At 36.8% G+C, this 12,032-nt stretch carries 12 protein-coding genes; 11 read left to right on the top strand and 1 reads right to left on the bottom strand.

What is annotated here, in order from left to right; all coding sequences use genetic code 11:
• Window positions 1-45: 45 nt before the first annotated feature.
• The 4 genes from AB1471_RS00345 to AB1471_RS00330 all read left to right on the top strand — a co-directional run bounded on the left by AB1471_RS00345 (window position 46) and on the right by AB1471_RS00330 (window position 4,377).
• A complete protein-coding gene (locus AB1471_RS00345; RefSeq protein WP_367777528.1) occupies window positions 46-762 on the top strand; it encodes a response regulator transcription factor in 717 nt (238 codons plus the stop codon).
• Window positions 759-2,531: an ATP-binding protein gene (locus AB1471_RS00340; protein WP_367777527.1), complete on the top strand. Its 1,773-nt coding sequence runs from the start codon at window positions 759-761 to the stop codon at window positions 2,529-2,531. The genes AB1471_RS00345 and AB1471_RS00340 overlap by 4 nt, the downstream gene beginning before the upstream one ends.
• 147 nt (window positions 2,532-2,678) lie before the next feature.
• Window positions 2,679-3,251 (top strand): RNA polymerase sigma factor SigX, encoded by a 573-nt coding sequence (sigX, locus tag AB1471_RS00335; protein ID WP_367777526.1) that lies wholly within the window; start codon window positions 2,679-2,681, stop codon window positions 3,249-3,251.
• Window positions 3,220-4,377, top strand: a complete 1,158-nt coding sequence (locus AB1471_RS00330) for an RsiX family anti-sigma factor (protein WP_367777525.1) — start codon at window positions 3,220-3,222, stop codon at window positions 4,375-4,377. Before sigX ends, AB1471_RS00330 begins: the two co-directional genes overlap by 32 nt.
• A gap of 55 nt (window positions 4,378-4,432) precedes the next feature.
• Here the strand turns inward: AB1471_RS00330 and AB1471_RS00325 are convergent, their stop codons facing one another.
• Window positions 4,433-4,681, bottom strand: coding sequence for a ferredoxin (locus tag AB1471_RS00325; protein WP_367777524.1), 249 nt, complete (start codon window positions 4,679-4,681; stop codon window positions 4,433-4,435).
• A gap of 223 nt (window positions 4,682-4,904) precedes the next feature.
• Between AB1471_RS00325 and AB1471_RS00320 the strand changes: the two genes are divergently transcribed.
• The 7 genes from AB1471_RS00320 (at window position 4,905) to AB1471_RS00290 (ending at window position 11,941) form a co-directional block, all read left to right on the top strand.
• A complete protein-coding gene (locus AB1471_RS00320) occupies window positions 4,905-6,029 on the top strand; it encodes a YpbB family protein (protein ID WP_367777523.1) in 1,125 nt (374 codons plus the stop codon).
• A complete protein-coding gene (locus AB1471_RS00315; RefSeq protein ID WP_367777522.1) occupies window positions 5,966-7,408 on the top strand; it encodes a RecQ family ATP-dependent DNA helicase in 1,443 nt (480 codons plus the stop codon). The genes AB1471_RS00320 and AB1471_RS00315 overlap by 64 nt, the downstream gene beginning before the upstream one ends.
• Before the next feature lie 10 nt (window positions 7,409-7,418).
• Window positions 7,419-8,033 carry a CPBP family intramembrane glutamic endopeptidase gene (locus tag AB1471_RS00310; RefSeq protein ID WP_367777521.1) on the top strand — a complete coding sequence of 205 codons (615 nt, stop codon included), beginning with the start codon at window positions 7,419-7,421 and terminating at the stop codon, window positions 8,031-8,033.
• Window positions 8,014-8,685, top strand: coding sequence for a LysM peptidoglycan-binding domain-containing protein (locus AB1471_RS00305; protein ID WP_367777520.1), 672 nt, complete (start codon window positions 8,014-8,016; stop codon window positions 8,683-8,685). The genes AB1471_RS00310 and AB1471_RS00305 overlap by 20 nt, the downstream gene beginning before the upstream one ends.
• An 88-nt stretch (window positions 8,686-8,773) precedes the next feature.
• Window positions 8,774-9,409 (top strand): CBS domain-containing protein, encoded by a 636-nt coding sequence (locus AB1471_RS00300; protein WP_367777519.1) that lies wholly within the window; start codon window positions 8,774-8,776, stop codon window positions 9,407-9,409.
• Between the two features lie 262 nt (window positions 9,410-9,671).
• Window positions 9,672-10,460: a metallophosphoesterase gene (locus tag AB1471_RS00295; RefSeq protein ID WP_367777518.1), complete on the top strand. Its 789-nt coding sequence runs from the start codon at window positions 9,672-9,674 to the stop codon at window positions 10,458-10,460.
• 203 nt (window positions 10,461-10,663) lie between these two features.
• On the top strand, window positions 10,664-11,941 hold the full coding sequence (locus tag AB1471_RS00290) for a Glu/Leu/Phe/Val family dehydrogenase (protein WP_367777517.1): 1,278 nt from the start codon (window positions 10,664-10,666) through the stop codon (window positions 11,939-11,941).
• Window positions 11,942-12,032 lie beyond the last annotated feature (91 nt).

The following is a 12,032-nucleotide window of genomic DNA, read 5'->3' as shown; positions in this document are numbered from 1 at the left end:
GGCTTATTTTAAATGAGAAAGTTTACATATGAAGGAGGAAATGAGATGAGTGAGATGGGACATATATTGGTCGTAGATGATGAGGAGAGAATTCGTCGATTATTAAAAATGTACTTAGAGCGTGAGGGGTATTCAATTAAAGAAGCAGAAGATGGGGAAAAAGCTCTTTCGATGGCTCTTGAAGAAGACTTTGACTGTATTTTGTTAGATTTAATGATGCCTGAAAAAGATGGGGTGGAGGTTTGTCGAGAGCTTCGCGAAGTAAAAGCGACACCAGTCATCATGCTTACAGCAAAAGGTGAAGAGGCGAATCGAGTACAAGGGTTTGAAGTTGGCACAGATGATTATATCGTCAAACCATTTAGCCCGCGTGAAGTTGTTTTACGTGTAAAAGCATTGCTTCGAAGATCTTCCACAACGAATTATCTGCAAACAGATACGAAAGCAAAGGATATGATCGCTAATCCTCATCTAGTAATCGATAACGATGCACACCGTGTAACAGCCGATGGACATGAGGTTACACTGACACCGAAAGAATACGAGTTACTTTTATTTTTAGCAAAAAGTCCAGATAAAGTATTTGATCGTGAACAGTTATTAAAAGAAGTATGGCACTATGAATTTTTTGGCGATTTACGTACGGTTGATACACATGTGAAGAGACTTCGCGAAAAGTTAAATCGAGTATCTGAACAAGCTGGAAAAATGATTGTAACGGTATGGGGCGTGGGCTATAAGTTTGAGGTATTGAATGAATGAGAATCTGGCGTAGTGTAGTTGGCAAGCTGTGGATGACTATTTTGCTGCTTGTGTCCTTTGTGTTATTTATTTTAACGATCTTGCTTCTAGAGTTTTTTCAAGATTACCATGTACACGAAGTCGAGGAATCACTTACGTTTGAAGCAGAAAAGATTGCACGGATACTAGAGGATCATAGCGATATAGACCTTAGCTTGCAAATCGTGTCTGAGCTTGTGGATGTTCCCGTTTATGCATTGGTTATGTTGGAGGACAAACGTACGTTTTCATCTAGTACATCTTCGGACGATCAACAAACGATTCGACAAATGATCCAAAATAACGCAGAGCTGTCAAGTGTAATAGAACGTCAAACAACGATAAAACAGGAGATACCGATTGGCGAAGATCGTTCATCCAATCGTTACGACAATGTCATCATTATCGGAGCACCTGTTAATTTGACTGATGGCACAGCTGGATCTGTATTTGTTTACCAATCGCTTGAAGCCATTGAGCAAACGATTCAGCAAACAACGCGGTTAATCATCTTAGCTGCAGGAATCGCGATTATCCTCACAACAATTTTCGCTTTCTTTTTATCAACAAGAATCACTGCACCTCTTCGTAAAATGAGAGAAGGTGCCTTTGAAGTTGCTAGAGGTAAATTTGACACAAAAGTCCCTATATTAACGCAGGATGAAATAGGAGAATTAGCGACTGCTTTTAATCAAATGGGTCACCAATTAAAACATCATCTTGATGCATTAAGCCAAGAAAAAGAACAACTTTCAAGTATTCTAAGCTCAATGGCTGATGGTGTGATTACATTTAATCGTGATGGAACAATCCTAATTTCAAACCCTCCTGCTGAGCGATTTTTACAATATTGGTATCAAGAAATAAATTCGTCCAAAATCGAAGCACTGCCTCCCCGATTCCAAGAGTTACTTTTAATTGTCATGGAGACAGATGAAGAGCAAATTGGAGAAGTGATGATTCACGGTCGGACATTTGTCACGATCGTCAGTCCACTATATAGCGGTAATATGGTTAGAGGAGCTGTCGCTGTTATCCGAGATATGACAGAGGAACGCCGATTAGATATACTTCGTAAAGACTTTATCGCAAACGTATCTCATGAGTTACGAACACCGATCTCAATGTTGCAAGGCTATAGCGAAGCAATTGTTGATGAGATCCCACAAACGGAAGAAGAGAAAAAAGAAATAGCTCAAATTATTTATGATGAATCATTACGTATGGGTCGACTTGTTAATGAATTGTTAGATCTAGCTAGAATGGAAGCTGGCCACATTACGCTTAATAAAGAGGCAATGGGTGTACTTCCTTTTATGGAGCGCATTATTAATAAATTTCAAGTCGTTTCGAAAGAAAAGGATCTTTCCCTATCTGTGAATACAGCACTATCTAGAGATGATCAATGGACGTTTGATCCAGATCGTATAGAGCAAGTGGTAACGAACTTACTAGATAATGCACTTCGTCATACACTTGATGGTGGAACAATAGAAGTTTTTATGAACATAACGTCTAAAGGGCTTATTGTTGAAATAATGGATTCAGGGATCGGTATTCCTAAAGAAGATCTTTCGTTTATATTTGAGCGTTTTTACAAAGCGGACAAAGCACGTACTCGTGGAAGAGCAGGTACAGGACTTGGTTTAGCAATTGTGAAAAATTTAATTGAAGCACATCAAGGGACAATTGAAGTTGAAAGCAATGTGAATAAAGGTACAACTTTCCGCTTCTATTTGCCTCGTAGCTAATTAAAACAAGTTTAATTTTATTTTTTAGACCAGTTCTTCCGGGAATTGGTCTTTTGTTTTTGAATAGGACTAAACGCTCCTTCTTTCTAAAGTAAAGTTATAGTAAAATAAATATGCAACTTTTTTAAACTTTAAACGACTAATGTAATGAACGGGGAGGAGAATTGGATGGACTCCGTTTTCCAGAGACTATATACCAATTATCAACAGGAAGTGTTCCAATTTCTCATTTATTTAGTGAAAAACCGAGACACTGCTGAAGATTTAATGCAGGAAGTGTTTATTCGAGTGATGAAATCATTCGAACATTTTCAAGGGAAAAGTTCAGAAAAAACATGGCTTTTTTCGATTGCGAAAAATGTGGCAATCGACCACTTTAGAAAACAATCGACAATTAAAAAACGGGTGATGGATCGATTTGACTGGAGTAAAAGAGAAATCGTTTCAGATCAGTCATTACCACAAGAAATTGCAGAACAAAACGAAGAAATTCGTAGGTTATATAAATGCTTAGACCTTTGTACAACGGATCAAAAAATTGTTATTGTCATGAGATTCATTCAAGACCTTAGCATTACAGAAACTGCAGAAGCACTGGAGTGGACAGAAGGAAAAGTGAAAACAACACAGCATCGAGCAATCAAAAAATTGAGAGAAATGATGTCAAAACAAGAAAAGGAGGGAGAAAATGATGAGGAGATCAAACTGGGAAGATCATGAAATAAAAGAACTTTTGAAAAAGATGCCAAAAATAAAAAGTAATCTAAGTGCTGAATCAATGTATCATCAAATACAGCAAGGCTCTAAGAAAAAAGCTAAAAAACGTTGGGTTCCGATTGCTGCAAGCGTAGCTGCGATTTTTCTGTTTATTATTTTTAATCCTTCTTTTCAAACAACGGATTCACAATTGTCTGGAGGTTCTACCGACATGCCAACCAGTGGTAGTGGGCAACTTCAAGAAAGTCGTGAAGCTACTTCGACAGACTATTCATCGCAAGAATCAGCTGATGAATCAGCAATGATGCTTCAACCCATCATTAATAAAGGAAAAGCATTATATGCGACTGAATTAGGAGATAGAGCTTATTTAACTACCGCTTTAATAACTCAAGACGATTATGTGGTTCCTATGACATTTGTTCTACCAATTGAAGATAGAGGTCAGAGTATGGTGGAGCTTTATAATGAGTGGTCAGATTCAATTGATGAAGAAGGACTTGGATTTATGAAGTATCATCCGATGAGTGGTCAATTAAGTGAGGAAAGAGAAACCGTGTCATACACCATAAATGATACTGGACAATATACGATGCACTCAACTGCTGAAGTTAATTTGATGGAAGTATTGCTTCATACTTTCAGTAACAGTAATTATGAAGAACTGCGTATCGTAGATAAAGAAGGGAACGTTGCAGAGACGGGTGAAACTGGACAGGTAAAACCCATACAGTTAAAAAATGCCCACAAAGCCTATTACATGTATAAGAATTCAGAAGAGGAATATTATTATGTTCCTTCATATGAATCTTTTGAAACAATGAAAAAAGCAATTCGTTCTGCTCAAACGACACTTCCGAATACTCGCTATACTAGTGCGATTCCTGAAAATGCATCACTGTCAATTGAAGCAAAAGATACTCAATTATTTATAACGTTGGATCAACCACTTGATGGTAAAACAGAGATTGAACGCCAACAATTTATTGAAGTGTTTCTGCTTACGGCCAAATCTTTTGGATACGAAAAAGTGCAATTCACAAACTTTTCAAGTGAACCTATTGATGGTTTTGATTTAACAAAACCAATTGAAGTTCCTGTTGGTGCAAATCAAGGGATTATTAGATAAATTAGTGCAAAAAAGCTGCAAAAACGAATTTTCGTTTTCGCAGCTTTTTTATAACCTATTCAAACTTAAGTGCATCACCATTAAATGGTTCGTCAGCAACTTTAATTGAATCGGTTGGACACCCTTCAAAGGCGTCAAGCATATCATCAAAAAGAACGTCAGGTACTTCCACAGTTCCTTCATTGTCATCTAATATAACAAATGCAATGCCTTCATCATCGTAATCGTAAATATCTGGAGCGGCTGCCCCGCATGCTCCACAAGCGATACATGTATCTTTGTCAACAATTGTGTATTTTGCCAATTGAATTCCCTCCTAATCAAAAAAACTTTCGAAAATAAAGTAAAAAGTATCACTTACCATTTTAAACATCAATGATAACTTTTTCAATAGAAAGGATTGAATTATAGGTGTGAAGTTATGAATTTTCATTTAAATTTCCCTGAAGAATAAAAAGAATACTGTCATCAATCGACAAATTTATGGTAAAATAAAGAATCGATTAACCAACTAAAGGGGTTCATCCATGACATATTTAGATGCAATCTTATTAACTTGTTTTCGCACATTCAATGGAGATCGAAGTCGCTCCGCAATTTACCACTTACTAACAGGCAAAAAAACCTCTCAAACGATTCAAGATGCCCATCTTTATGGTGTGTCAAATTTATTTCAAACGTTACCCAAATTATCTAGAGCTTATTTCGATGAAAGATGCGAATTTTTGATTGAAGAAAAGTTTGTTCAAGAATTACAAGATCAACGTTTTTCTATTACAAAAAAAGGAAATAGTCGTTTGGTAAATTATTTTCAGGATCATCCATTTCCTTCTTATCTAAATGGCTGGATCTATCATGACCGCGCGATGGTTTTTTGGAAACGCTTAAATCTTCTCGTGCAATCTGCGTCAAATATACGTCATAAGGAAAAAAGTTTTTATCCTGTGCAACGAGACCCAGATATTCAGCGATGGGTTAGGGAAACTTTTGTGAAATGGGGAGAAAAACGGAATAAAAAGATAGCAGAGTTCCATCAAGAACTTATTACCCTGTGTCAAAGAGAGGATTTTCCAGACCATCCTGAGTTTATTATTAATCGACTTTCAGGATATCAATTAATTGGATTGACCATTGATCAAATTTCTCAACATTTCCAAATTGAACAAGTTGAAGTTCACTACCGATTTTTACATAGCCTTCACTATTGTATGATAAAAATACAAAATCAACCTTTACTCTATCCATTACTATTTGGATTACTACAAGACTTAATGAATCAATCAATCAGATTAACCTCTTCAACTAAAAAAACATTTTCTTATATTGAAAAGGGTCTTTCATTAACCGATATTGCAACTGTTAGGAATTTAAAAGAAAGTACAATTGAAGATCATATTATTGAACTAGCACTGATGATCCCGACTTTTGACATCATTGAGTTTGTTCCAAAGGATCTTCAAGATGATGTATGGTTAACGGCAAAAAAAATCAATCATCGTCGGCTACGTGAGTTTAAGGAAGAAATTCCTGCTGCAAGTTATTTTCAAATTCGGCTCGTACTTGTCAAACGGGGAAGGGAGGATGAGAAATGGAAAAACTACTCTTCGAAAAATTTGGCTACCGATCGTTTAGAGAAGGTCAAAAGGAAGTGATTGAGAGCGTCGTTGCTGGTTGCGATACACTTGCGATGCTACCGACAGGGAAGGGTAAATCATTATGTTATCAAATGCCATCTTATGTACTTAATGGTCCTGTTTTAATTGTTTCTCCATTACTATCTCTCATGCAAGATCAAGTTGAACAACTTATGGTAAGAGGAGAAAAAAGGGTTGTTGCACTTAATTCTTTCTTACCTTATAAAGAACGCTTAAAAGCAATCAACCAATTGCATCGCTACCGATTTATTTTTGTTTCACCAGAAATGCTAACACTGGACAATGTTAAGAGAGCTCTATCAATGTGTTCCATTCGTTTATTTGTAGTAGATGAAGCGCATTGTATTTCACAATGGGGTCCTGATTTTAGACCTGACTATTTACTGTTAGGGAAAGTAAAAGAACAACTCGGGAATCCTCCTACTCTTGCGTTAACCGCAACTGCAACCGAAAAAATAAGACAAGATATAAAGCAGTCATTAAATATGATTAGACCTGTTGAATGGATTTATTCTGTTAACCGGTCAAACATTTCTTTGTCAGTGGAAAAGTCGAAGTCTTTTTCACAAAAAGTGAAGTTGCTAGAAAAATGTATTACATCTTTTTCTGCTCCAGGAATCGTATATTTTTCAAGCAAACAATTAGCAGATGAATTAGCTTATGAGTTCCATTCAACGACTTCAAGGCGAATTGCAAGCTATCATGCAGGACTTGATCAAGAACAGCGCATACTAATTCAGCAGCAATTTTTAAATGATCAATTGGATTGGGTTTTCGCGACAAGCGCTTTCGGCATGGGGATCAACAAAGAAAATATACGCACGATTATTCACTTTCACATGCCATCTAGCATGGAATCGTTCGTACAGGAAATTGGACGTGCGGGGCGTGATGGTCAAAAAAGTTTATCAATTCTGTTATACTTAATTGGAGACGAACAAATACCGACAAATTTATTGGACCTTGAACGACCAAGTTCACTCCAGGTTCGTGAATATTATCGCAGGCGTGAGTCAAATCAAGATCTAGTGACCGTTTCCGAAAGCATTGGATTAACTGAAATTCAAACACGCATACTACAGCATTTTGAAAAACACATAGAAAAAAATAATCAATGGGTGTCTGAAGTAGATTCTCAATTAGCGAGAAGACTTGTAGAAAAACAGCGAAAGATTATGGATGTTGTACGATTTGTTGAAACAGATAATTGTAGAAGAAAAGTTCTAGTTGAAACTTTTTCTGAAGGTCTTAACGAACAGGATGACTGCTGTGATGTTTGTGGGTTAAAGAAACCATATGGAGAGCAACTGTTAACTACTAATAATGACAACTCAAACTTTGTAAGCTGGCAGGAACGATTAAGTCAATTATTTTAGGTGGAATGCAATGAACAAACAGCAAAAGGTCATTCAACAACTTTCTGATAAACAAATTTATCACCATGTTCTGTTAACGCAGCTTATTCTTATTGTAATCGCTGTTGTGCTTGGGATATTTTTATTTCAAGATTTCCAATCATTTTTAACTGTTTTAAAACTCGATTTTTTTGTTGTATTGATTGGTGTGGTCGCTGGACTATTAGTTGTTACCATAGATATTTGGTTAATGAAAGCATTGCCCAAGCATTACTATGATGACGGCGGAGTGAACAAGAAGTTATTTTCTTCACTATCTCCAGCTAAAATAGCCTTTTTGACTTTATGCATAGCAATTTCTGAAGAGGTTCTATTTAGAGGCGTTATTCATACGAACAGTGGAATTGTTGTTGCGAGTTTTGTATTTGCTTTTGTGCATTTTCGTTATTTTGCCCATTGGTTTTTAGCATTAAATATACTTATTCTTAGTTTTTTCATCGGTGGAATATATGAATGGACTGAAAGTCTATGGGCGACAATCATTCTTCATTTCATTGTAGATTGTATATTAGGACTTTATCTGCTCAAGCTATCAAGACATAACAAACGAGAAGAAGGGGAATCGCATGAAACGAGATCCATATAGAGACCAAGCGAATAAATCTCGCCAAGAAATAAACGCAAAAAAAGAAGTCGAGGACACACCTGAACTAAAAAGTGGTGAACTTTCCAGGAGTGTGCTTCATGAGAAAAAGAGAAATGTAAAAGCAGCTCAGAAAAAACAGTTCCCATTGAGAAAAGTTTTATTGGCAGTCTTTATTTTATTGCCATTGACAGTAGTTGCTTTATCATTCTTTTTTTTAAATGATGATGAAAAGGACTTTGACCGAGGGCAGTCTGTTGGAGTTGAACAAAATGATCGTTCTGGAGGTGCGGGTGCAAGCGACGATCAGATAGAAAACGATGATTCTCCTGAAAAAGAACAACCAGTTACAAATGAGGAATCTGAGGAAGAAGCCGTAGAGGAACCGATAGAAGATGCACCAGTGGAGGAACCAGAACCAGAACCAGAAGCACCAGCACCAGTTGAGGAGACACCGCCAGCAGAAGAGACAACTGCTGTGGAAGAACCACAAGATAGTATAAGGAAACACACTGTCCAAGCCGGAGAAAACCTTTATAGAATAGCTATTAACCAGGTAGGAAGTGCTGATGGCATGGAACAAATCAAACAACTTAACGGATTGTCTGACGACGAGATTTATGAAGGACAAGTTCTAGAAATTCCCGTACCCTAATAAAATAGTCAATGTTGTACAAAACAAAGAAGGAATCTTTGGTTTTTTGTAGTATTAAGTAATATTACGAGATAATGAGGTGAACTAAATGTTTGTTAAAAGTGCAATGATTCCCCAAGCAAAGTGTTACACGGTTCAAGAAAGTGAACCAGTGAAAAATGTTATTACCATGTTAGAAGAGCATGGGATTGACGGATTACCTATTTTAAATGGGAAAAAGTATGTTGGAGTAGTAACACGTTATGATGTGTATAAGTCATTTTTTGAATCAAATAAATCTAGGGAAGATTATTACTCATCCACTACTGCACAAGACATATTGTCACATGAAGAAACATATTTAAAAGGAGACGAAATTTTTGAAAGGACATTATATGAGCTAAACGATTTCCCATTATTATCAGTCGTCGATAGCGATCAGGAATTTAAAGGAATTGTTACACGCTATGATGTATTTGATCAATTTCAAAGCGCATTTGGGATGCATAAAAAAGGTGTTCGAATCGCTTTTACGTCAGTGGAAACAGAAGGAAGAATTTCTCGATTAGCAGACATTATTCAACAGTTCCACGAGTCAGTTATTTCACTTGTAACGTTCGATGAAACAGACAAATTAGTTCGCCGGATCGTGTTAAAAATTGAAAAACGTGATAATGTTAATCGCTTCCTCAAAAAACTTGAGAAATCAGGATTTCGTATTTTAGATATTAAAGAAGACGATTGAATTAACTACATTTCCTTTGCTACATGTGTAGCAAAGGAAATGTTTTTATTTGTTTAGGAAAGTTAAGTAATTTCTTATGACAGAATCTAGTTCCGTGCATAAACGCTTTTATATGTTTTGGGTCTGAACAAAGCAGATTTCACTTCATCCAGCGCAAGCAGGCAGTCTTGTAAGTGATCCGACTGCGGTGGTAAAGAACGCCCTACTCGCCGGCTACCCATACGCTGATCGCCTGCTTGCGCTTTTAAGATAGGAGGTTATTATGAAATCTTGGTTTTTTGTACTTTTATCAGGTTTGTCTTTTGGTTTGTTTATGTTGAAACGGGCATTTGAAAAAAATGTTGTCTCAACCTCAATCCGGTTAAATCGATATACATCATCAAGTGAATTATCGATCTTTTTTATTTCAGATATACATAGAAGATCTATTTCTGAAAAATGGATTAAAAAGGTTCCACCAACGGATATTGTCATGATTGGTGGCGATATTATGGAAAAGGGTGTTCCGTTTTCAAGAGTCGAACATAATATTCGACTCCTGAAAGAAGTAGCGCCAGTGTTCTTTGTGTTTGGAAATAATGACGAAGAAGTGGAAAAAGATCGATTAGAATCATTATTGCTGAAATATGAGGTAACAATTCTTGAAAATAAAGCAGTGAAGTGGCACTTAGAGGATGGACAATCAATTTGGCTTGCAGGGATTGGAGATATTAATTATCAAAAGGATGATTTAAAAAGAGCAATAAGTGAAATAGATAATGAGGATCTTATCGTATTAATGAGCCATGACCCAAGAGTCATCCATAAATTAGACGATCAACAGAAGACAATTGACTTTATTGTAAGTGGTCATACACATGGAGGCCAAATACGTTTATTTGATTATAGTCCCTATGATAAAGGAGGCATGACTACTGTCAATAGTAACAGCATCCACCTTATTAGTAATGGATTTGGTACAACACTTGTACCGTTTAGATTAGGAGCCAAATCTGAAACGCATCATATTATCTTGCAAAATAAAAAGAGTGATGAATCGACATTACATTAAATGGAAAATTAGTTAGGGAACAACTTTAACGGGAAATACCTTCTCGATTGGTTTGTTTGAAAGGTATTTTTGTTTTTTTTATAAATGAGAGCGCTTTAAAAAAACTAGAATTTCATCTTTCATATAGTAGGTAAACCGTGTATACTATGTCATGAAAGATGGATGGTTCCGTCAAAGTTCTACAGAAACTGGGAGGTTTACAAATGGTAACCGAGAAAGGGTCAGATCATTCTTCTGAAAGCGCTACTTATGATGTATTAAAATCAACGCAAACGGTGATTCATAATGCGTTAAATAAATTAGGATACTCTGAAGAAGTATATGAATTGTTAAAAGAACCAATTCGAATGATGACAGTGAAAATACCAGTTCGAATGGATGATGGAAAAGTCAAAGTTTTTACTGGCTATCGTGCGCAACATAATGATGCTGTTGGACCAACTAAAGGTGGTATACGTTTCCATCCGAATGTCTCCGAGAAAGAAGTAAAAGCTTTATCAATTTGGATGAGTTTAAAATGTGGCATTGTTGATCTGCCTTATGGTGGAGGAAAAGGTGGTATCATTTGTGATCCACGCGAAATGTCTTTTAGAGAACTTGAAACACTTAGTCGAGGCTATGTTCGAGCAATCAGTCAAATCGTAGGACCAAACAAAGATATACCCGCTCCAGACGTGTTTACGAACTCCCAAATTATGGCATGGATGATGGACGAGTACAGTCGAATTGATGAATTTAATTCACCGGGCTTTATTACGGGTAAACCGTTTGTACTAGGTGGATCTCATGGACGCGAAACTGCTACTGCAAAAGGTGTTACGATTTGTATTCGTGAAGCAGCTAAAAAGCGAGGTATATCGATCCAAGGTGCTCGAGTTGTAGTCCAAGGTTTCGGAAATGCTGGGAGTTTCTTAGCGAAATTTATGCATGATGCTGGTGCTAAGGTGATCGGAATCTCAGATGCTTATGGTGCACTTCATGATCCTGAAGGATTAGACATCGATTATCTACTTGATCGCAGAGATAGCTTTGGAACCGTAACTAAATTATTTGACTCTACTCTTACAAATGATGAACTACTTGAGCTGGATTGTGATATTTTAGTACCAGCTGCAATTGAGAACCAAATTCGGGAAGACAATGCACATAAAATCAAAGCAAGTATCGTTGTTGAAGCGGCAAACGGTCCAACAACACTTGAGGCAACAAAAATTCTTACTGACCGTGGAATTTTACTCGTGCCAGATGTGCTCGCTTCAGCTGGTGGTGTAACGGTTTCTTATTTCGAGTGGGTGCAAAACAATCAGGGTTATTACTGGCCAGAAGAAGAAGTTAAAGAAAAGCTTGAGCATGTTATGGTACGTTCATTTGAAGCCATATACCAAGCTTCACAATCAAGAAAAGTGGATATGAGACTAGCAGCTTATATGGTTGGTGTACGCAAAATGGCAGAAGCAAGTCGCTTTAGAGGATGGATTTAACCAAAAGGCTACAACAATCATAAGGCTTGATAATTGAAAACACTTTTCCAATCCCCTATCCTATATAAGGTAGGGGATTTTTCCTTTCCTC

The organism is Jeotgalibacillus marinus (assembly GCF_040801915.1).
Classification (GTDB): domain Bacteria; phylum Bacillota; class Bacilli; order Bacillales; family Jeotgalibacillaceae; genus Jeotgalibacillus; species Jeotgalibacillus marinus.
Note: the sequence above shows the minus strand (reverse complement) of the source record. Positions and strands in the feature narration are given on the sequence as shown.

Bases quoted from the DNA above. Each gene is read 5' to 3' on its own strand.
- sigX (WP_367777526.1), top strand. From the start codon at position 2,679: ATGAACGGGGAGGAGAATTGGATGGACTCCGTTTTCCAGAGACTATAT.
- AB1471_RS00300 (WP_367777519.1), top strand. From the start codon at position 8,774: ATGTTTGTTAAAAGTGCAATGATTCCCCAAGCAAAGTGTTACACGGTT.
- AB1471_RS00290 (WP_367777517.1), top strand. From the start codon at position 10,664: ATGGTAACCGAGAAAGGGTCAGATCATTCTTCTGAAAGCGCTACTTAT.
- AB1471_RS00330 (WP_367777525.1), top strand. From the start codon at position 3,220: ATGATGAGGAGATCAAACTGGGAAGATCATGAAATAAAAGAACTTTTG.
- AB1471_RS00315 (WP_367777522.1), top strand. From the start codon at position 5,966: ATGGAAAAACTACTCTTCGAAAAATTTGGCTACCGATCGTTTAGAGAA.
- AB1471_RS00345 (WP_367777528.1), top strand. From the start codon at position 46: ATGAGTGAGATGGGACATATATTGGTCGTAGATGATGAGGAGAGAATT.
- AB1471_RS00305 (WP_367777520.1), top strand. From the start codon at position 8,014: ATGAAACGAGATCCATATAGAGACCAAGCGAATAAATCTCGCCAAGAA.
- AB1471_RS00320 (WP_367777523.1), top strand. From the start codon at position 4,905: ATGACATATTTAGATGCAATCTTATTAACTTGTTTTCGCACATTCAAT.
- AB1471_RS00295 (WP_367777518.1), top strand. From the start codon at position 9,672: ATGAAATCTTGGTTTTTTGTACTTTTATCAGGTTTGTCTTTTGGTTTG.
- AB1471_RS00310 (WP_367777521.1), top strand. From the start codon at position 7,419: ATGAACAAACAGCAAAAGGTCATTCAACAACTTTCTGATAAACAAATT.
- AB1471_RS00340 (WP_367777527.1), top strand. From the start codon at position 759: ATGAGAATCTGGCGTAGTGTAGTTGGCAAGCTGTGGATGACTATTTTG.